Source organism: Streptomyces sp. NPDC019531, from assembly GCF_044903305.1.
Lineage (GTDB): Bacteria > Actinomycetota > Actinomycetes > Streptomycetales > Streptomycetaceae > Streptomyces.
On the sequence record NZ_JBJDQL010000086.1, the window covers coordinates 1 to 19942 of the forward strand.

At 68.6% G+C, this 19942-nt stretch carries 15 protein-coding genes and 2 pseudogenes; 10 read left to right on the forward strand and 7 right to left on the reverse strand.

The genetic code is table 11. The features are described 5' to 3' along the window. Nucleotides 1-545 precede the first annotated feature (545 nt). Nucleotides 546-2519 (forward strand): NACHT domain-containing protein, encoded by a 1974-nt coding sequence (locus ACI2L1_RS43800; RefSeq protein ID WP_404745074.1) that lies wholly within the window; start codon nt 546-548, stop codon nt 2517-2519. 18 nt (nt 2520-2537) lie between these two features. Here ACI2L1_RS43800 and ACI2L1_RS43805 read toward each other — a convergent pair. Next, nucleotides 2538-3709, reverse strand: a pseudogene (locus ACI2L1_RS43805) (IS3 family transposase). A gap of 196 nt (nt 3710-3905) precedes the next feature. Between ACI2L1_RS43805 and ACI2L1_RS43810 the strand changes: the two are divergent. The 3 genes and pseudogenes from ACI2L1_RS43810 (at nt 3906) to ACI2L1_RS43820 (ending at nt 10662) form a co-directional block, all read left to right on the forward strand. Beyond that, entirely contained in the window at nt 3906-9143 is a 5238-nt protein-coding gene (locus tag ACI2L1_RS43810; RefSeq protein ID WP_404745075.1) for a hypothetical protein, read from the forward strand. A gap of 567 nt (nt 9144-9710) precedes the next feature. Next, nucleotides 9711-10286, forward strand: a pseudogene (locus tag ACI2L1_RS43815) (ATP/GTP-binding protein); the annotation flags it as partial. Nucleotides 10287-10422: 136 nt separating this feature from the next. Continuing rightward, nucleotides 10423-10662, forward strand: coding sequence for a hypothetical protein (locus ACI2L1_RS43820; RefSeq protein ID WP_404745076.1), 240 nt, complete (start codon nt 10423-10425; stop codon nt 10660-10662). Here the strand turns inward: ACI2L1_RS43820 and ACI2L1_RS43825 are convergent. The 3 genes from ACI2L1_RS43825 to ACI2L1_RS43835 all read right to left on the reverse strand — a co-directional run bounded on the left by ACI2L1_RS43825 (nt 10656) and on the right by ACI2L1_RS43835 (nt 12632). Continuing rightward, nucleotides 10656-11810 carry a caspase domain-containing protein gene (locus tag ACI2L1_RS43825; protein ID WP_404745077.1) on the reverse strand — a complete coding sequence of 385 codons (1155 nt, stop codon included), beginning with the start codon at nt 11808-11810 and terminating at the stop codon, nt 10656-10658. The genes ACI2L1_RS43820 and ACI2L1_RS43825 overlap by 7 nt on opposite strands. After that, complete coding sequence (locus ACI2L1_RS43830) at nt 11807-12388, reverse strand: hypothetical protein (protein ID WP_404745078.1); 582 nt, start codon at nt 12386-12388, stop codon at nt 11807-11809. The genes ACI2L1_RS43825 and ACI2L1_RS43830 overlap by 4 nt, the downstream gene beginning before the upstream one ends. A 109-nt stretch (nt 12389-12497) precedes the next feature. Beyond that, nucleotides 12498-12632: a hypothetical protein gene (locus ACI2L1_RS43835; protein ID WP_404745079.1), complete on the reverse strand. Its 135-nt coding sequence runs from the start codon at nt 12630-12632 to the stop codon at nt 12498-12500. A 111-nt stretch (nt 12633-12743) separates the two neighbouring features. Here ACI2L1_RS43835 and ACI2L1_RS43840 point away from each other — a divergent pair, with 111 nt between their 5' ends. Further along, nucleotides 12744-13058 carry a hypothetical protein gene (locus tag ACI2L1_RS43840; protein ID WP_404745080.1) on the forward strand — a complete coding sequence of 105 codons (315 nt, stop codon included), beginning with the start codon at nt 12744-12746 and terminating at the stop codon, nt 13056-13058. A gap of 48 nt (nt 13059-13106) precedes the next feature. On the opposite strand, the gene ACI2L1_RS43845 is transcribed toward ACI2L1_RS43840, so the two are convergent. Next, the gene (locus ACI2L1_RS43845; RefSeq protein ID WP_404745081.1) at nt 13107-13793 is read right to left on the reverse strand and encodes a DUF402 domain-containing protein; all 687 of its coding nucleotides are present in this window, start codon (nt 13791-13793) and stop codon (nt 13107-13109) included. Between the two features lie 423 nt (nt 13794-14216). After that, nucleotides 14217-14657 (reverse strand): MarR family winged helix-turn-helix transcriptional regulator, encoded by a 441-nt coding sequence (locus tag ACI2L1_RS43850; RefSeq protein WP_404745082.1) that lies wholly within the window; start codon nt 14655-14657, stop codon nt 14217-14219. 109 nt (nt 14658-14766) lie between these two features. Between ACI2L1_RS43850 and ACI2L1_RS43855 the strand changes: the two genes are divergently transcribed. The 5 genes from ACI2L1_RS43855 (at nt 14767) to ACI2L1_RS43875 (ending at nt 19167) form a co-directional block, all read left to right on the forward strand. Then, nucleotides 14767-15864, forward strand: coding sequence for a substrate-binding domain-containing protein (locus tag ACI2L1_RS43855; protein ID WP_404745083.1), 1098 nt, complete (start codon nt 14767-14769; stop codon nt 15862-15864). Between the two features lie 104 nt (nt 15865-15968). Further along, nucleotides 15969-16250: a zinc ribbon domain-containing protein gene (locus ACI2L1_RS43860; protein WP_404745084.1), complete on the forward strand. Its 282-nt coding sequence runs from the start codon at nt 15969-15971 to the stop codon at nt 16248-16250. A 42-nt stretch (nt 16251-16292) separates the two neighbouring features. After that, nucleotides 16293-17540: a formamidase gene (gene fmdA, locus ACI2L1_RS43865; protein WP_404745085.1), complete on the forward strand. Its 1248-nt coding sequence runs from the start codon at nt 16293-16295 to the stop codon at nt 17538-17540. A 20-nt stretch (nt 17541-17560) separates the two neighbouring features. Next, nucleotides 17561-18598 (forward strand): alpha/beta fold hydrolase, encoded by a 1038-nt coding sequence (locus tag ACI2L1_RS43870; RefSeq protein ID WP_404745086.1) that lies wholly within the window; start codon nt 17561-17563, stop codon nt 18596-18598. 2 nt (nt 18599-18600) lie between these two features. Then, nucleotides 18601-19167, forward strand: a complete 567-nt coding sequence (locus ACI2L1_RS43875; RefSeq protein WP_404745087.1) for a DUF1097 domain-containing protein — start codon at nt 18601-18603, stop codon at nt 19165-19167. A 14-nt stretch (nt 19168-19181) separates the two neighbouring features. Here the strand turns inward: ACI2L1_RS43875 and ACI2L1_RS43880 are convergent, their stop codons facing one another. Continuing rightward, nucleotides 19182-19637, reverse strand: coding sequence for an AAA family ATPase (locus ACI2L1_RS43880; protein ID WP_404745088.1), 456 nt, complete (start codon nt 19635-19637; stop codon nt 19182-19184). Between the last annotated feature and the right edge of the window lie 305 nt (nt 19638-19942).

Genomic DNA, 19942 nt, shown 5'->3' on the forward strand with positions numbered 1-19942 from the left:
AGCAGCCTCGGCTACCGCAGCCCTGCCGACTATGAGACCGCCCTCGCGGCCTGACCACCACACTGAGGGTGTCCGTCAAAACGGATCAAGCTCAGTAGTACGCGGTCCATGCCTGACCCCCCATAGCCCGCCGAGTAGCAGCCAGCACACAGATGATGGCGTCGGTCACCGTCGGTGCGCGCCCATCCCACGCCGTGAAGCCACTGCCACAACTGCTGAAGCTGCCATCGTGAAGTAGATCCATTCGATGAAGCCTGGCCCAGTCGCGTCGCCGCCTGCGAAGAGGACGCCGCAGCCAACGACCCCTACACGGCCGCGCATTTGCGTCTCAGGATGTGGCGCTGGGCGCGGCGATGGATCACTGTTCTCCCTCGGGAGTGCTTCAGCGCCGGGCGCATTCACGTGGCCCGACCGGAGGCCTGCTGTAGCAAAGCCGGTGGGCGCGAATGTCCGCGAAGACATGGTCTCGGACTGCGGAGGTGCAGCATGATGAGATTGTGATTCGGGTCGGGGGACAGTTCCGGGGCAGACGAACACGCGCACGAGTGGCGATCTCGATAGGATTATCGGCCAGCTTCGTAGGGACCTTTTGGGCCTTCGTCCGTGGCATGCTGTCGCTCGACCGCGCCTTGGCAATACTCGGCTTGCTGACGACCGTTGGGCTCTGGCTCATGCGAGCGCCCAAACAGGTTGAGGCTGACGACGCGGAACTGGCCGTCGTCCATGCCCGGACACTCGCCCGGATCGTGGTGGAGGAAGTAGGCCTGATCCGCAGGCAGCTTCTCGGCAATGACGTCCAACGCATCAACATCCGCTTCCTGCTACAGCGAGCGCCCAGCCGCGGCGCGACGGCCCTTCTGGCTGGTCAAGCCCATGCCGGTGAGGAAGCGACGCTGCCGGACATCACCGCCTACTACCGTGCAACCACGCCCTCGCGCCTGGTCATCACCGGTGCGGCGGGTTCAGGGAAAACGACGTTGTCGCTTGAACTGCTCCTCGCCCTGATTGCCGGACGAGGAGAGAACGACCCGGTCCCCGTCCGTATCCCGCTCATCGAGTGGAACACCAGCGTGCCGCTGCGCAGCATGCTCATCCATCGCCTGATCGACGCCTACAAGTGGCCTGCCGCTTCCGCCGCGAACCTGGTCGAGCACGGGATGGTTCTGCCGGTGCTCGACGGCCTGGACGAGATGGACGCCACTCGGCCCGACGGCACGCCCGGCCCCGCCGCACTGCAGATGCGCGCCGCTCTTGAGCAGCTCAACTCCTACCAGGACCGGGACGGGCTTCGTCTGCTCCCTCTCATCCTGACCTGCCGCACCGCCCACTACGACGCGCTTCGTCACACCGACACCCTCATCGACGCTGCCCGGATCTCCCTTGCCCCAGTCGACGCGCCGACGGCCGCCGCCTATCTGGGCGCCCGTGCCCGTGACCCGCAGCGCTGGGAGCCCGTCCTGCACCATCTGCGGACGCAACCAAGCAGCCACTGCGCCCGCATGCTGTCCACCCCATGGCGGCTGTGCCTCTCGGCCACGGTGTACCACCGCAGCGGCAACCCGGCCGAACTCCTGACCCACACCAGCGCATCCGGCCTCGATGAGTTCCTCCTCAGCCGCTACATCCCCGCCTCCGCGCAGTCAGCCGGCTCATACGGCTACCCACCGGAGCAGATCCACCGCTGGCTCCACCACCTCGCAATGCATGTCGCCCGCAACTACGGCACCCAGACCTCCCGCGACCACCTGGTCCTGCACCTGCTGCGGCCACCCGGCCCCCGCGCTCTCTTCCGTGCCGTCGACGCCATCCTCAGCCTCCTGCCGTTCGCCCTTCTGTTCGGCGCCGCTCGGGCGGCCGGCGCTCCCTCCTCCGCGACCGGCTTCGTCATCGGCGCAGCCATCATCAGCGTGATGGCAGCCGTGATCGGTCAGCCCTCCACCCCGGCACGCATCGACCTCGGCCTGCTGGCGACTCGCGGGCGCCGGCAACTGGTGCCCATCATCCTGGTCATCCTCATTGGCGGCCCGTTCTTGGCCGCTCTCGGCGGAGGCACCGGACACTCGGCTCAGCATCTGGGGCTGGCTCTGGGATATGTCTGCGCGCTCGCGTACGCGCTGACCTTCACCCTCACCGTCACCCTCACCGTGGACACGCCCAGGGCCGTCAGAAGCCGCGCGGTCATCCACGACGACGCCGTCCTCGGGATCACAGCTGCGGTCGGCCTCGGCACCATGATGGGAGTCGGCGTCGCCGGCACCGACGGAGTCCTCAGCGGCATCGTGTACTTCCTCGCAACCGCACTGGGCGCGGGGCTCCTTCGCGGCAGCACAGCCCGCCGGTACACGGTATTCCTCCTCTGCTCCAGCCGATGGCTGCCGTTCCGGCTGGGGCGCTTCCTCGACTGGGCCTGCACGGCCGGGCTTATGCGCCACAGCGGCCCGGCCTACCAGTTCCGCCACAACGAACTCCAGACATGGATCACCGCCCACCCCGAACCTGAGCTGCACCGAGTTTCGTAGCGGCCGGTTTGCGTGGTTTCAGGCGGCGTTCATTGCTGCCTGAGATCGGTAGTGCTGGGTCTCGAATTCCTCGGGTGGGAGGTAGTCGAGTGCTGAGTGCAGGCGCTGGGTGTTGTACCAGCCGACCCATTGAACGACGGAACGTTCGACCTGGACAGCGTCTCGCCAGGGCCCTTGGTGCTCGATCAGCTCGGCTTTGAAGGAACCGTTGAGGGCCTCGGCCATCGCGTTGTCGTAGCTGTCCGCTACGGAACCGACGGAGGCAGTCGCGCCAGCCTCAATGAGCCGCTCACCGTACCGAATTGATACGTATTGCGAGCCGCGGTCGCTGTGATGAATCAGACCCGAGTCCTTCTTGATGCCACGCCGCCACAGGGCCATCTCCAGTGCGTCCAGAGGGAGATCGGTTCGCATGTGGGTGGCGAGCTGCCATCCGACGATCATCCGCGAGTACACGTCCAGGACGAAGGCAACGTAGACCCAGCCTGACCAGGTGCGGATATAGGTGAGGTCGGCGACCCACAGCTGGTTCGGCCGGTTCGCTGTGAAGCGCCGGTTGACCAGATCGGGCGGCCTCGGCGCGGACGGCTCGGGGATCGTGGTGCGGCGCCGCTGGCCGCGGATCACGCCTTCCAGGCCGTCCTCGCGCATGAGGCGCTCGATAGTGCAGCGGGCTGTGGTGATGCCCTCGCGCCGCAGCTGGCGGTGGATGCGCCGGGCTCCGTAGGTCTCGCCGGACGCGTCATGGATGCGGCGGATGTGCTCGATGAGCTGTTCGTCGCGCTGTCGCCGGGCGGACTTCGGGCGTCGGCGGCGTGCGTTGAATGCCGAGACCGAAAGGTCCAGTTCCCGGCATACGGGCTCGACCCCGAAGTCGCCGCGGAGGTGGTTGATCACCGCGTCAGCCTCGTGCGGGGCTGGTCGAGCTCCTTCGCGAAAAACACCGAGGCGGCTTTCAGGATCTCATTTGCCCGGCGCAACTCGGCTATCTCCTTGCGGAGTTGGCCCAGCTCGGCCCGTTCGGCGGTGGTCAGCAGATCAGTCCGGTCACCCTTGTCGGCCTCGGCCTGGCGGACCCATCCGCGCAGAGCCTCCTTGTGGATGCCCAAGTCCTTCGCGACGTGAGCGACCGGACGGCTGGAGGTCTGGACTTCGCGGACGGCTCGCTCACGCAGCCGTGAGGGTTCCACGGCGCGCCGCCGGCTGTGCCACGGCGGGGGTTCACCTCGGCGCGCAGGGGTGGAAGGACCGGGCACAGATCGTCGTCCGGTCGGCGTGCACGGCCATGGCTTGCGGTCACCGTCGCGGCTTCGCCGGCCTCCCACGTCCGGCTCGTCGCATAGGCTGTTCGTCCTCTTTGTGTAAAGCGAGCGCAGGAGAGCTGCATTGTCCGACGGCCACGCCACTCACCCGGTCGACTGGCGCACCATCCGGTCCTGGGCGGGAAGCCAGGACCGTGCCTTCGAAGAGCTGTGCTTCCAGCTGCGGGAGCCTGCCCAGCCGGGCTGGCGGACCATCAAGACAGCCGCACCGGACGGCGGGGTGGAGTGGTACAACCGGGCCCCGGACGGGCGGGCGCACGGCTTTCAGGTGAAGTACGTGCACGAGATCGATGATCTCCTGCCCCTGGCCCGGAAAAGCCTGGAGGCCGTGGGGAAGAACCGGCCCCGCCGGAACGTGACCCGCATGGTGTTCATGGTGTGCATCGATCTGCCGGATCCCGCACATCTGCGGCAGGGCAAGCCGGTGGTCGGGGCCCGCCAGAGGTGGGAGCAGGCAGTCGCCGGCTGGAAGACGCAGCTGGAGGGAGCTTCTGACATCGAGGTGGAGCTCCTGGGCAGCGGAGAACTGTTGGAGCGGCTGCTGGCTCCGGGAAACGAGGGCCGACGGTGGTTCTTCTTCCAGCAGCGCACCCTGGGCTCCGGGTGGCTGCGGGAGCAGTTCGAACGGGCAGCGCGTATCGCCCACGATCGCTACACGCCTCAGCATCACATCCCGCTGCCGATCGCCTCGACGCTGGACGCGTGCGCTCTGGCAGGCCCACTCATCGAGCACGTGGGGCAGTTGGTGGAGGCGTTCCGCACGACCGTGCGCGACGCTCAGCCCTCCAAGTGGCGGACAAGACCGGCGCCGGGGCGTGGCACGGATACCGGCCGGTTCGCGTCGGCCGTGGCCAAAATCGAAGGACTGCTGGCCCAGCTGTCACGCCTCGGGGAGGAACTGCACCTGGCGGTGGCGTCGGTCGCCGCGGCGGGTCTGCCCGCCGATCGTATCGTCTCAGCAATCGAAGAGGTCACTGAGGTGGCGTACTACTTCGCCAGCGCGCAGCACGAGTTAATTGAGCTGACCGCCTACGCGCCGTGGGAGCGTGCCTTCCGCTCAACAGGCCGTCGTCTGTTCATGACGCTCGATCGGTTGTCTGACCTGTGCCGGTCGGACGGGGCACGCGCAGCGGAGGCCAAGGCATGGGTGCTGCTGGGTGAGGCGGGACAGGGCAAGACGCATCTGCTGGTCGACGCCACGCGCCGGGCACTTGAGGCGGGACGGCCTGCGGTGACGGTGTTCGGCGAGCTGATGGCGGCCGATGATCCCCTGACGGAGGTCGCACGGCAGCTGGGGTTGGGGGATGTGCCGCACACCGTGCTGCTGCAGGCGTTGGACGCCGCCGGAGCGGCGTCCAACACACGCTTTCTCCTGATGATCGACGCGCTCAACGATGCCGAGGAGCCGGGCAGATGGCGCAGCCGGCTGCCGCAGCTGTGGGCCCAGACGGAACCGTACGACCACGTGGCGGTGGTGGTCTCGTGCCGCTCCTCCCTCAGGGACGTGGTGCTGCCGGCCGATGTGTCGGCCCATCATGTGCCGTGTACGGAGCAGCCGGGGTTTGCCGGGCACGAGGTGGAGGCGCTGGAAAGCTACCTGCAAAAGGCACCGTCGGCGCTGCCGCGCACACCGCTGCTCGCGCCGGCCTTCTCCAACCCCCTGTTCGTGAAGCTGTACTGCGAGAGCCTGGAGGCCCTGCCGGAGAATCAGCGGGGCATCGCCGCGCGCACCCAGCACCGCAGCGCGGTGTTCAACAGCTTCCTCGATCGCAGGGCCCACCAGATCCATCTGGCGCTGCGCCTGGACGCGGGTGAGCGGGTGGCCCAGCGCGCCGTGCAGGAACTCGCCCGGCAGATGGCCAAGGCGGGCCAGGAGGTCCTGCCCCAGCAGCAGGTGCGGGAGATCATCGCACCGTTCGCCACGCACCTGACCCGGTGGCCTGACACCCTGCTCGGGCAGATGGTGGCGCACGGGGTGCTGGCCAGCGAGCGCTTCCACACCGTCGGCGGGCAGCCGGAAGCCGGATACGGATTCGGGTACCAGGCCTTCAGCGACGACCGCATCGTCGATGCCATGCTCGCCGAGCATGGCATCGAGGTAGAGGCCGCCGCCTCAAGCGGCGTGCTGACCCCCACGTCGGAGCTGCGAACCTGGCTGGAGGAAGCTTCCCCGAACCTGGTGGAGGCGGCCACCGTACTGCTGGCCGAGCGCACCGGCCGCGAGCTGATCGATCTCCTCGGCGCTGGACAGGACACCGACGCCGCCGCCGGTCCCGGCGGGCGCAGCAGGTTCGCCCTGTATGTGAGCCTGGTGCGCACCCTGGCGCTGCGCGACGCCCGCAGTGTCAGCGAGCGGACCGCCGCCCTGCTCGAGCAGGCGGCCGACCAATTCGACCTGGGCCCGATGGTCCTGGAGGCCCGCCTGGCTGTGAGCGCTCAGACGGACCATCTCCTCAACGCCGACCATCTCCACCGCACCCTCTGTGCGATGGCACCGGCGGACCGGGACGTCACGTGGGGCCTGGCGGTCTACGACGTGCTCGAGCGGTCCGGGGCGCTGCACCGGCTGCTGCGCTGGGCCGAGCAGCTGCCCGCCCCGCAGCAGCTGCGCCCCTCCCCCACCGCCGCGGCCTCATCGTGGACACCGCGGCGCGCGGGCAGCACCGTGACGGCGGCGGTGGCCCATCAGCCCCCGGAGCCGGAGGTGGTGCGGCTGGCGGCCACCGCCCTGGTGTGGACGCTTGTCTCCTCCAACCGTTTCCTACGGGACCGGGCCACCAAGGCCCTGGTCCAGCTGCTGCTTGGCTACCCGGCCGTCCTCACCGCGCTGCTGGACCGGTTCCTTCACACCGACGCCCGCCAGGTCGACGACGCCTACGTCTTCGAGCGGCTCGCCGTGGTGGCGCACGGCGTGGTGGCCCGTACCCGGGCGAGCACCGGACATCCAGCCGTCCTGGCAGACGTCGCCGCGCGGCTGCTCGACCACGTCTACGGTGACGTCACCTCGCCCGCCCACGCGTCCGTCAACGCGCTGCTGTGCGACGCCGCCTCCCGCGTGATCCGGGAGGCCTTCGAGGCCGGGCTGGTCTCGGCGGACGACGCCGCCCGCTGCGCTCACCCCCATGCCTGCCCCGAGCCCGGACAGGCACCGGACGAGGCGGTCATCGACGCCCGCTACCCGGCACGGAATGCGGACGACGAGCGGCTGTGGGGAAGTCTGCGTACCTCTTTGCTGAGTCTGGCGGACTTCACGACCTATGAGGTCAAGCCAGCCGTCAGCACCTTCAGTCAGCTTCCCCTGACCGTTCCCGCCCCGGACCCTGCCTACCAGCGGCGCCACCGGCCCCCGGTGCTGGTGCCCGACCAGGTGGAGGCCTTCGCCCAGAGTCTGCCCACTGCCGTCCGCGAGGTGCTGGGCACACCCGAGTCGGTCGCCCGGCTGCTCGCCGAACGCTGGCAGGCGCAGCGTGTGCTGACGGACGAGCAGAGGCAGTTGCTTGAGCAGTGCGCACAGCCGCCGACCAGCCAGGAGCAACTCGCGGAAACACCGGTGGACAAGGACTGGGCCAGCCGCTGGATTCTCAAGAACGCCGCACACCGCGGATGGAGCCCCGAACGGTTCGCCGCCTTCGACAACGATCGCGGCGGCGGCCTCGGACGCGAGGGACACAAGGCCGAACGCGTCGGCAAGAAGTACCAGTGGCTGGGACTGCACGAACTCGTGGAGCGCCTGGCCAACCACCGGCATGTGATCCAGGCCGACGCCGGTGATCCCGCACAGTATCCAGGTGCCGAAGCGCTGCTGCTGATCGACATCGATCCCACCCTGCCCCCTGCCGCGCACCCCTTGTCCGCGACCACCAACAGCGAACCCGGGGAGGCGGCCACGGTGGACGCCACTCACGCCACCTTTCCTCCCACCGCTCTCGACGGTCGGTGGAATCCCCCGCCACCCCTACTGCCCGCCCCCGGCCAACTCGCCGACTGGCTGCAACAGGACACCGGGCTGCCTGACCTGGGCCAGCTCGCGGTACGCGAGGACGACCAGGGCCATCAGTGGGTCGTCCTGTACGAGTCCACGGTGGACAGCGTCGGCGGAACCGAAAGGGAGTGGAAGGGACAGGCCGAACAGTGGCACCTCATCCACAGCTGGCTACTGGATGCCGCCCACTACCAGCCCGCCATGGACTTCCTCGCCTCACGCACCCTCATGGGCCGCTGGATGCCCGAGATCCCCTCCCGGCACGGCATCTACCTCGCCGACCTCCCCCAACGCCCCCTCGAGCGCGAGGACCGCGACCACGAGATGTGGTTCATCGACTACGGCGCCGACACCGACACCCCAACGCCGGACTCCTCCTCCCCCGCGCCGCAGCCGCCCGCCCGCCCCCGGCGCAGGGCCATGACCGGCGACGACGTCACCCAGGCACGCGAGTACCTGCACAACTTCCTGGGCGAGCTCGGCTACGGCGACGGCGACGGCTCCACACACGAGCGGCAACTGCACGAGCTGGCCGAACGCTGGAGCACGACACCGGACACGGGCACCATGCCCCCGCCGCCCGCAACCAATCCGCGCGACATCGCCCGCGACGCCGACGGACGGCCGATGCACGCGGTGCCGGTCGTCCAGGAGTACAACTGGAGCGCCAGCGGCCAGGACTGCTCCCTGGACGCCCCCGTCAATCTGTCCCTGCCCTCCCACCAGCTCCTCAACGGAGCAGACCTGAGGCGCGACCCGGCCAACGGCGACTGGTACACCAGCGAGGGCACCCGCATCGTGCGGGCCTTGACCAGTCAGAGGCCCACCGGAACCATCGACACCCTCCTGGCCCGCAAAGACTGGCTCGAACAGCGCCTGTGCACCCTCAACTCAGCCTTAGTCCTAGGCCTGTTCGGCGGCCCCGCACCACCGATCTCACCCAGTGGCGCGAATACAGCCAGACCGCCGGCCTGCAGCCCGGCCACGAACCCACCGTCCAGGAACAACTCACCCGTATCAGGGTCAACCTCAACCCCTGACCTGCGCCACCAACCGCAGAACGCAGCTATGGAACAACTGCCGGCCCGCGCGCAGCCGCCTGCCGTGCGCGGGCGAACCATGAGTCACCAAAGAGAGCTCTCGCACCCAACGTCAGCACGCCCGCGGTCGAGCGCCGCGCTCTCCCGAAGCCGAGCCCAGAGAGGAATAAAAGGCCCAGAGCCACCGACTCGAGCGAAAACCGGATACCACACGCATCCCCAACTCACGGAGGGGGCAGTGTTTCTGCAGAGCGGTCAGCACGGATCCAACAGGCGGTAAATCGGCCACACGACCACAAATCAATATGAGGTCGCTCCGCACAGGCAGAGTTGCACCAACCACCGCTCTGCTCAAGGTCGGCCGGACCTGGACCACCGCACACGCAGAGATGCACCGAACTGGGAGAACGGCCGCTCGGAGCCGAAGTCGTCCGCTTTGCACGCGCAGAGATGCACCGCCGCACCGCATTTCCTGGACGCTCGACGAGCCGTGCGCTCCGCGCACGCAGAGCTGTACCGTCGGCCGTCACGGTCTGGCACTCACCGACGCGCCCCGCTCCGCACACGCAGAGTTGCACCGACTGGTGCAAGCGTCTCTTCCGCGCGCAGAGATGTACCTGCATTCACCCGCACACACGTGGACATCCACGGCCGGACTCTGCAGACACCACACAAGATCAAACCTCTATAGGAACTTTCACCACGATGTCCTGCGTGTTTGCATGACTTGTCACGATCATCTTTCACGCAACGTCCCGCCACCGCCGCCAACTTCCCTGCTCAACAAGTCCCATTGCAAGACATCCAAATGCGAGAAATCTTGGACAAGACTGCGAGAGATAACAACCTCGGCATCCCCACCACCAGCCGCATGACCCAGACCCAGATCACCGAAGCCGTCTGTCACACCTACCAGGCCGCCGGCATCCAACTCGTCCTCATCGACGAAATCCACCGCCTCAACCCCCGCACCACCACCGGCGCCCAAACCGCCGACCTGCTCAAAGACCTCACCGAACGCCTGCCCGCCACGTTTGTCTACGCCGGCATCAACGTCACCGACACACCCCTGTTCAGCGGGACACGGGGCGCCCAACTCGCCGGACGCGCCACCCTCATCACCTGCGGCCCCCTCCCCGCCCGCCACGGCACCCGCCAACCCTTCCGCGACGTCATCACCGACATCGAAAACAACCTCGACCTCACCCAGCACACACCCGGCACCCTCCCCCGCCACCACACCTACCTCCACCAGCGCACCGCCGGCCGCATCGGATCCCTCACCCGACTCATCCGCCAAGCAGCCATCACCGCCATCACCGCCATCCACGACGGCACCGAACGCATCACCAAGCAATCACTCGACGCCATCCGCCTCGACCACCTCGCCGAGCAACACAGCCGCCCCACACCAAAGCGCTGACCGCCCAACCCAGATGCCCCCCCCATTCCCGCAACAGTGCGAAACCAGCCGCACTGAGCTGTTCAGGAAGTGACACGGCCCCATCGCTGCGAAACTCTGCCTGGCAGGCAGTCGCACTGGACGGGGGCGTGTAGCTGTGGCGAGAGCAAAGACGAAGGCGCAGTCCCGCAAGGGCTATTACCGGGCAGCGCACTACGTGAGGCCATCCTCGACGTCCAGCCGATGGAAGAAGCCGTCCCTGGGGCTCATCCTGGGCGCCGCTGTACTGCTCATCGCCGCATGGAACACCCTGTTCTCCGACGGCTCCGACAGCTCGGACAAGACGCCCCACCCCCAGCCGTCCAGTGTCTCGGCCTCTGCGGTCCCCGGTCAGTGATCCCGCCTGCGGCGCAAGGCCGACAAAGGGCGCTGCCACGCTCTATCCTTCTCAGGCCCGCCGCCATCACGGGCGACTTCCGGGCTCGCCGTCTTGGCCGACAGGTTCTGCGCGCGCAGCTGCTGCCAGGCGGTCTGCCACTGCGTGATCTGTTCATCGGGAACGCCGCACGCTGAAAGGTAGACGGCCGTGGTACCCCAAGTCGCCGGAAGAGTGCTGCGGTTGAGCAAAGCGCCGACGGTGCCGCCCGCCATGCGTCCGGCCGAACGCTCACTGACCGCCCGATGAGTCAGTCCACTGACCACCCGCACCTCCGCGAGAGCGGTGAAGAACCCGGTCACGGTGCGGATCGCGCGCGGATCCGGCCAGAGACGCTCCGCCGCGTCCGCACCGGCCGCAGCAGCGGGCGCGGCGGGCAGATCCGCGTGGTTACGCCCGAGCGCGACCTGGGCACCGCTGTTGCGGTCCCGCGCCTGCGGAACAGGATGCCCGCGCGCCTCCATCGTCAGGCGCAGATGCCGGTACAGCACCCCGAGGTCAACCAGCGCGGGACCGCCGGGTATCCCCCGCCGCAGGACCTCCAGCAGAGCCCCGGTGAAAGCCGTGTAGGTCTCCCCCACCGGCGCCAGAGCAGTACGGGTCTCGGCGGCGGCCGCCAGCAGGAAACTGCCCTCCACCGCCGCCTGGTCGGCAAGCCCCGTCCCCGCGCTCATCCTCCCCAAAGCCAGACCGCTGTAACAGCAGTCCAGAATCACCACATGCCGCTCGGCCCGGGAATCCAGCAGCAGCACCTGGCGCACCCAGTCATAGGGCAGACCGGTCTCGACACGGCCGAACTCGGTATGCGGCAGAGCCAGAACGAGCTGATCCTGGGCATCGACCAGTCCGTGCCCGGCAAAGTAGACGATCAGTGTGTCGCCGGCCTCGGCGGCCGCCTGCCGCACCGCGCCCACCACCGTGTGCGCGGCAGCCGGATCCTCCACAACAGTCACGTGCTGGGCGGGCAGCTGCAGCGACAGCGGGCTGCACAACAGATCGGCCAGAGCCCGCAGATTGTTCGCCACCGCCGGCAACGGCTCCAGATACTCAAAGCGGCTCGTGCCCACCAGCACGGCCCTCGAGGCCCCCGGATCGGGCAGCACACTCACCGATCCCCGCCCCCACCGCCGCCGACGGCCTCAAGTGCCCGCACCGCCCGCGCGATCTCCTCCTCAGAACCCTCCACAAGGACGATGACCGTCTGCCCGCGCCGGATCTCCACCCGCGGCCGCTGCGGCCGGCTCTGCCGCCACGCCGCGACCGCCAGCACGAACGACGCCGCGCTCCACCCATTACCCGTCACCAGCTCAAGCACATCCAGGACCGTGCCCATATCCCCCGGCCCCGGCACACCACCGCGCACCCCCACCACAACAGACCGGCGCACCACAGGATCCGCACGCAACCAGCCCTGCAAAGACCGCAACTCCCCCGCACCCAGCCCAACCTGCAGCTCTAACCGCACCCCGGCCTCCCCTGATCCGTACGCGCACCCACCGACCAAGCACAACCGATCAGGAAACCCGCCACACCACAACACCACCCCCCGACCAGACAAAACACCCCTGACCAGCACAAACACCCGCCGAGCCTTTTCGCCCCACCAATACCTACAACAAGCCCCACCCCCTCTCAACACACCACCAACAACCCCAGCCCACACCCCCGACCACCCACCCCAAGCCATCCCACCCAGCTCTCAAAGAACCAACAACACACCAGGCCAGCGACCACCCAACACACCAACAAGCCCCCCGCCGAGCGTCAGCCGGCCAGCTTGCTTCGGCGCAGCACGGTCATCCGTCGACCGGCTGGTCGTTCTCCGCTGGGTGGGGCAGTCGCGAGACACTGAACAAACGCTGGTGGAACCCGAGCTGGTGGTGGAAGTCGGCGTCGATGCCGCCCGCGACGCTGCTGACCGATGGCGCCACCCCGCACGCCTGCACCGCGCCCGCCCCGATCTCTCCCCCGCCGACGTCCCCCGCTGGACGTCACCGTCGCGCTGGCGTCGTAACACCTGCTGACCAGCCGTGGTCGGAGTCATGGACGGGGTCGGCGGCAGCGTGGTCGGCGCCGTGGCCGGTCTATTCGGTGGTGCGGTCGGGGTCGGGGAGCTCCGGTGGGAAGTGCTGTTCCAGGATCTCCACCCATTGGTGCAGGCCGACGAAGCCGCTGGTGCCGGCCTGCGCCTGGACCAGTTCGGTCAGAGCCTCGATGAACGGCTGAGCAGGGGTGCCTGGTTCGATCGTGGCGGCGGCCCGTCGCAGACGTTCGTGCGCGGCCGGGAAGTCGGAGTCGAGTGGACGCTGCTGTGGATCGAGAACACCGCCGGCCAGCTGACCGAAGGCCGGCCGTAGGCCACGGCGCCCAGCGGGGCTGACGGTCGTCAGGTAGTAGAAGCGGGTTCAGCCGCCCTCCGGTGCAACCCTCTCCGCGGCCACCGTGGGCCGGGGTAGGCGCGGCGTAGGCCAGGCCGGCTCCCACGCCCAGGCCGCCCACCGCTCCGCGTGGGCGAAGACACCGGCACGGTCGGCGAGCATCGCCAGCACCTGGGCGCGGGCGCCGTCGACGGCCTGGTGCTCGGTGTCGGAGACGATACCGAGGCGGCGCACGTGCGCGTACTCGTCTTCGTCCTTCCACTCCCAGCCGGTGAGGTCGGGGTGGATGAGCAGGTCCACGGTGAGATCGAAGGTGTCGAACCCGGCCTCAGTACGCCGGGTGGGGTGCTCGAAGTTGACGTACCAGTTCCGCAATCGCCGCCCGGCGCCGTCAGGGACGAAGAAGGCGTTGATGCTGAACCAGGCCGCCGGAGGCTTCCACAGCAGCAGGTCGGTCTCCTGCCACACCGCGTCCGCGAGCTCCCACCGGCCGGTCGCCATCGCCTCGAATGCCTCCGTGCGCACCGAGCGGTCCCCGTCGTCGCGGGCCTTCGCGTACAGGGCCGGCCAGCGGGCCTCCGCCCCGGGCGCACAGGCGGTCACCAGCGCCTCGTCGATGTCCGCGAGAACCCGCAGCGCCTGCTCGCTCCACACCCGGCCCGAGCGGTGCACGTCGCGCCGTACGACCGTCTCGCCCGTCTCGAAACTCCGCACCACATCCTCCTCCGCCGGCCACGGTCGGGATAGGGCTGCTCAGGCCCGGCAATTCCCAGTACGGCCCGCCGTCCCCGCATACAACAGCACGCCCTGTCCGGCCGGGCCTCCAGAGCCGCATCGCAGCACGCCTGACGCTCCATCAGGAGGCCTCGATGAGGCAAAGGACAGTGGGATCGCAGGCCACTGGACAACACGGCCGGCTCGGTCCGCGGTATGTCCGCACGCCCAGGCAATCCGTGCCGCGACCGCCCAGGGTCACCTCCTGACCGGTCCCTCCAGCGGGGCGCCGCGGACTTTGCAGAACGCAGGTCCGTAATCAGGCCCCGCCTTCGAGGAATGGGCGCAGGACGCGCGGCCTGCACATCCGGCGTCGAGCAGCCGGCCGGAAGACACCGCACCCGCGCCGCACCGCGCGACAGCTCACATCAGGCGTCGGGAGGCCCGCTGGAGCAACGCCCTCAACAGGGCCGTCTCCTCCGCACCGAGAGCGGACACGATGCCCTCCTGCTCCTGTTCGACCGCCGCCGTCCAGCGGGCCAGCGCCTCGTTGCCCCGCTCGGACGCGAAGACCAGCACGCGCCGCCGGTCCTGGTCGTCGACCCGGCGCAGGACGAGGTTCAGGGAGACCATGCGGTCGACGACCTTGGTCAGGGTGGGCGCGGACAGCAGCGCGAACTCGGCGATCTCAGTCATGGCATGGCCTTCGCCGTCGCCCAGGAACGACAGCACTCGCCACTCCTCGAGCGTGCCGCCCTCGGCCTTCAGCGCCTCACCGAGCCGTAGGACGACGCTGCGCTCGACGAGTGTGAGCGCTCGCGCGAGGTCGAGATCGGCTACGGCCGCCGGGGTGGTCGTGGTCATCGCCCTGCCAGAGTCGTCGTGATCTACGGGTGGAGTGATTCCACGATACAGTCCTTTCCTTATCGCTGTGAAATATTCCCGTAGCAAGCAATGGCTAGGGTGAGCGCCTATGATCGAGAAGGCGTCTGTCCGGCTCGGCGCCCCGGTGAACCGGGCCCGTGACGCACTGGATGTCGCCCTGGTGATACCGCTCCAGGGCCCGGCCGGCATCTTTGGCCCCTCCTGCGAGTGCTGCGCCCAGCTCGCGGCCGAGGAGGTCAACGCGGCATCGGGCGTACTGGGCAGGGAGGTTCGCCTGGTGCTCGTCGACGGCGGTGCGCCGCCCGAGCAGGTGGCCACGGAGGTCGACGCCCTGATCTCCGGAGGCGTCGTCGACGCGGTGGCCGGTTGGCACATCTCCGCCGTCCGCGAGGTCGTCGCCCCACGCATCGACGGCCGGGTGCCCTACGTCTACACGGCACTGTACGAGGGCGGCGAGCGCTCCCCGGGCGTTTTCCTCACCGGTGAGACCCCGAACCGTCAACTGCGGCCCGCGCTGCGGTGGTTCGCGAGCGAACTGGACATCCGCCGCTGGACGATCGTCGGCGACGACTACGTCTGGCCCCGCTCGTCGGCCCGTGCCGCCCACCGCTATCTGCGCGAACTGGGCGGCGAGGTCTGTGACGAGATGTACGTGCCGCTGGGCACCCAGGACTTCGGGCCCGTCCTCGCGCGAGTCGCGGCAAGCGGCTGCGAGGCCGTGCTGATGCTGCTGATCGGACAGGACGCCGTCCTCTTCAACCGCGCCTTCACCGCGGCCGGGCTGGACCGCGACCTCATCCGGTTCAGTTCCCTGATCGAGGAGAACGTCCTGCTGGCCACCGGCCCGGAGAACACCCGGGGCCTGATGACCTCGGCCGGCTACTTCGAGGACCTGCCGACCGCTTCCGGGCTCGACTTCGCCGCCGCCTACTTCCGCCGGTTCGGCCCCGGCGCACCGGTGCTCAACAGCCTCGGCGAGTCGTGCTACGAGGGCGTGCGCATGCTCACCGAACTGCTGCGCCGGGCGGGCGACACGGATGTGCGGCGCATCCAGGCGACCGCCGAGGGGCTGGAGTACGAGAGCCCCCGCGGCACGGTCCAGATCCGTGACCGCCACCTCGAGCAGCGGGTTTTCCTCGCGGCGGCCGACGGGCTGCGCTGGGACGTGCTGCAGCAGCTTCCCTGACCCGCGGGGAGTTCTTTTTTACCTGTGTGCAACACGCGACCCCCTTGCCCAATTGCTTCGGCTGGAAATACTTTTTCCTCAAAGCTTTTGGAGGTTGATAGCCCATGGCCATGTATCAGTACCGCTGTGCGGGCTGCGGCCCCTTCGACATGGCCCGGCCGATCGGCCGGGCTCTCGCCGAGGAGCCGTGCGAGAACTGCGCAGGCCCGTCCCGCCGGGTCTTCACCGCCCCGCTGCTCGCCCGCACCTCCGCTCCCCTGGCCCGTGCCCTGCACGCACAGGAGGCCAGCGCCCATGAGCCGCGGATCGTCACCGACGTCCCCCCGGCCCGCCGCCGGCCGACCCCGTCGGCCGATCCCCGTCAGGCCGGGCTCCCCAGGCCCTGATCCCCACACGCACCGCGCAGTACCGGATTACGGAGGCAGTCCATGCCCGAAGTCGTCTTCAGCGTCGACCAGGCCCTGTCCATGCGTGACCAGAAAGTGCCCGGCCACAACCGCTGGCACCCCGACATCCCGCCCGCCGTCACGGTGCGGCCCGGCTCGGAGTTCCGTATCGAGTGCCGGGACTGGACCGACAACCAGATCGGGAACAACGACTCCGCCAACGACGTCCGCGACGTCGACCTCACCCATGCGCACATGCTCAGCGGCCCCATCGCCGTAGAGGGCGCCGAACCCGGTGACCTGCTCGTCGTGGACATCCTCGACCTGGGCCCCGTGCCGCAGGCGGAGGGCGAGGGCTCGGGTCAGGGCTGGGGTTACACCGGCGTCTTCGCCCGCGACAACGGCGGCGGATTCCTGACCGACCACTTCCCCGACTCCTACAAGGCCGTCTGGGACTTCCACGGCCAGCAGGCCACCTCACGCCACATTCCCGGCGTCCGCTACACCGGGATCACCCACCCCGGCCTCTTCGGCACCGCACCCTCAGCCGAACTGCTGGCCCGCTGGAACGCCCGTGAGCAGGCCCTCATCGACACCGACCCGCACCGGGTGCCGGCCCTCGCGCTGCCACCCCTCGCCGACAACGCCCTGGCCGGAACGGCGAGCGACGACATCGGCAGGCGGATCGCCGCCGAGGGCGCCCGTACTGTCCCGGCCCGGGAGAACGGCGGCAACCACGACATCAAGAACTTCACCCGCGGCTCCCGGGTCTTCTACCCCGTCCTCGTCCCCGGCGCCCTGCTCTCCGGCGGCGACCTGCACTTCAGCCAGGGCGACGGCGAGATCACCTTCTGCGGCGCCATCGAGATGGGCGGCTTCATCGACCTGCACGTCGACCTCATCAAGGGCGGCATGGAGAAGTACGGAGTCACGACCAACCCGATCTTCATGCCCGGCAACGTCGCCCCGCAATACACCGAGTTCATCTCGTTCGTCGGCATCTCCGTCGACCACGCCAGCGACACCAACCACTACCTCGACGCGACCATGGCGTATCGCAACGCCTGCCTCAACGCCGTCGAGTACCTGAAGACCTTCGGCTACAGCGGCGAACAGGCCTACCTGCTGCTCGGCTCCGCCCCCATCGAGGGCCGCCTCAGCGGCGTCGTGGACATCCCGAACGCGTGCAGCACCCTCTACCTCCCCACGGCCATCTTCGACTTCGACATCCGGCCGACGGCCGAGGGCCCGAGAAAGGCCGACCGCGGCCAGTGCGCCGTCACTTCCTGAACGTCTCGAAAGGCAGCCCCATGAGCAGTGACCATCTCACCTTCCAGCTGGGCGACTTCACCACCCAGCACGGCGCCACCCTGCGCGGCGCGCACCTCGCCTACACCACCTACGGCGAACTCAACGCGGACAGGTCCAACGTGATCGTCTACCCCACGTGGTACTCCGGCCGCCACTGGGACAACGAGTGGCTCATCGGCCCCGGCATGGCCCTCGACCCGGACGAGTACTTCATCATCGTCCCGAACATGCTGGGCAACGGCCTGTCCACCTCGCCGAGCAACACACCGCCGCCGTACGACCGCGCCCGCTTCCCGCACATCACCGTGTACGACCAGATCGAGGCCCAGCACAAGCTGGTCACCGAGGAATTCGGCGTCGAAAAGATCCAGTTGGTGACCGGCTGGTCGATGGGCGCCGGACAGACCTTCCAGTGGGCCGTCAGCCACCCGGAGATGGTCGAGCGGATCGCCCCGTTCTGCGGCTCCCCGCGCACCAGTGCCCACAACAAGGTCTTCCTGGAGGGCGTCAAGGCCGCACTGACCGCCGACGCGGTCTTCAACGGCGGCTGGTACGACAAGGACAAGTGGCCCACCACCGGACTGCGCGCCCTCGCCCGGGTGTACGCGGGGTGGGGCTTCTCGCAGGCTTTCTACTGGGAGAAGGAGTACGAGAAGCTCGGCTACACCTCCCTCGAGGACTTCCTGATCGGCTTCTGGGAGGGCTTCTTCCTCGACGGCCGCGACCCCAACAACCTGCTCACCATGCTCTGGACCTGGCAGAACGGCGACGTCGGACTCACCCCCGGCTTCGACGGGGACACGGAGGCAGCACTGGGCTCCATCAAGGCGACCACACTCGACATGCCCGCCGAGAAGGACCTCTACTTCCCGCCGGAGGACGAGGCCTGGGCCGTCAGCCACATACCGGGCGCCGAACTCCGCGTGATCCCCGGCATCTGGGGCCACTTCGCCGGCGGCGGCAGCAGCCCGGAGGACACCGCGTTCATCGACACGGGCATCAGGGAATTGCTCGCCAAGCCGGGCGGATTGGCGTAGCCATGAGCAACGGACGCATCAGACTGCCACACGAGGTCAGCGCCTCGATCGTCGCCTTCGCCACGGTCCTCCTGCTTCTGAGCCCGCTCCACATGCCGACCTGGGCGATCTTCATCACCTGGGCGGGAACGTTCCTGCAGGGCGGCCCGAGCATCGCCAACGCCATCTCCATGATCACCGCCACCACGACGGGCGCGGGGTTCGCGGTGGCGGCCGTGCTCCTCAACCGGGAGACGGGCACGATGTTCGGCACCGGGGAGTTCGCCCGGACCCTCGCGCTGGGCGTGGTGATCTTCTTCGTCAACGGCACCCTGCTGGCAACCGGCCGGCTGAAGCCGTTCGCTCTCATCCCGGGAATGTTCTTCGGCTTCGCGTCGGCCTTCGCCACGTACTTCGGCGGATTCGGCTACGACGGGGGGAATCTGGGCGCCGCGTTCATCAGCGCCGCCGCGATGTGCGCCCTCGGCCCGCTCTGCGCCGTCCTGGGACTGCGCCTGATGTTCGCGCCACGTCCCGCCCCCGAGCCGGAGCAGCACCTGACCGAGGAGGTGGCGCCATCGACCACTTAAGCACGGGCAAGCCCTCACCTCCCGTGCGGCCGGTACGCGGACCACTCACCCATCGGGCGACCGCTCGGCTGAAGCCCCACGGAGCCACTCGCCGAGAGGCGACCGCCCTTCACACTCCGCCTCAGCCCGCCCCGGACGGCCCTCCTCCGAGCCGTCCGGGGCTCTTGCGTGTCCTTGGGTCCGGGGGCCGCGTGATCACTCCGGCTGGCTCCGGTTCGCGGGAGGGTCGACCCCAGTGTCCGGGTCCCCCCGGGTGAGTCGTGGGCGGGGCGGCGGATACGGCTTCTGCAGATCGACGACCTCATCGATGAAGGATGCCCGTGTCCACGGCTCGCCCTCGCCCTGAGCCTCGCTCGTGCGATGACTGCGGTCGCGGCTTCCTCGACAACCTCATAGCCGTGCTTTGCCAGGCACCGCAGGATCGATGTCTTGCCCGCGCCAGGCGTGCCAGTGAGAACGTACCGTCGCATGCTCAGATGCCTTTCGTGCGTTGTGAGACAGGCCCACCGGTGCCTGACAGGCCTCTTGCGGAGGCATCGAGCCAGTGGAGCCCTGAGGGATTAGAGGTGTGGGGGTGGGACAGGGACCCTCGAACGGCTCACATGCCGGAGATGCCCGTATGTCCAAGGCGTCGAGTAAAGCTGGCCACAGCCAGGCCGCTCAACGTCACGCCAGCTTTTACGAGTTGGTGCGTGATAGCGGGTGAGGCGTCGCGTCTGGCCGGTGGCATGATCCGACTGTGGCGATCATGGTCAATCGGGCGGTGCTGGCGCAT

What these genes read in the sequence shown, in the direction of transcription:
- ACI2L1_RS43850 (WP_404745082.1), bottom strand. Translation starts at nt 14,657, where the DNA reads ATGACCACGACCACCCCGGCGGCCGTAGCCGATCTCGACCTCGCGCGA.
- ACI2L1_RS43830 (WP_404745078.1), bottom strand. Translation starts at nt 12,388, where the DNA reads ATGGCTTGGGGTGGGTGGTCGGGGGTGTGGGCTGGGGTTGTTGGTGGT.
- ACI2L1_RS43875 (WP_404745087.1), top strand. Translation starts at nt 18,601, where the DNA reads ATGAGCAACGGACGCATCAGACTGCCACACGAGGTCAGCGCCTCGATC.
- ACI2L1_RS43855 (WP_404745083.1), top strand. Translation starts at nt 14,767, where the DNA reads ATGATCGAGAAGGCGTCTGTCCGGCTCGGCGCCCCGGTGAACCGGGCC.
- ACI2L1_RS43870 (WP_404745086.1), top strand. Translation starts at nt 17,561, where the DNA reads ATGAGCAGTGACCATCTCACCTTCCAGCTGGGCGACTTCACCACCCAG.
- ACI2L1_RS43880 (WP_404745088.1), bottom strand. Translation starts at nt 19,637, where the DNA reads ATGCGACGGTACGTTCTCACTGGCACGCCTGGCGCGGGCAAGACATCG.
- ACI2L1_RS43840 (WP_404745080.1), top strand. Translation starts at nt 12,744, where the DNA reads ATGGACGGGGTCGGCGGCAGCGTGGTCGGCGCCGTGGCCGGTCTATTC.
- fmdA (WP_404745085.1), top strand. Translation starts at nt 16,293, where the DNA reads ATGCCCGAAGTCGTCTTCAGCGTCGACCAGGCCCTGTCCATGCGTGAC.
- ACI2L1_RS43860 (WP_404745084.1), top strand. Translation starts at nt 15,969, where the DNA reads ATGGCCATGTATCAGTACCGCTGTGCGGGCTGCGGCCCCTTCGACATG.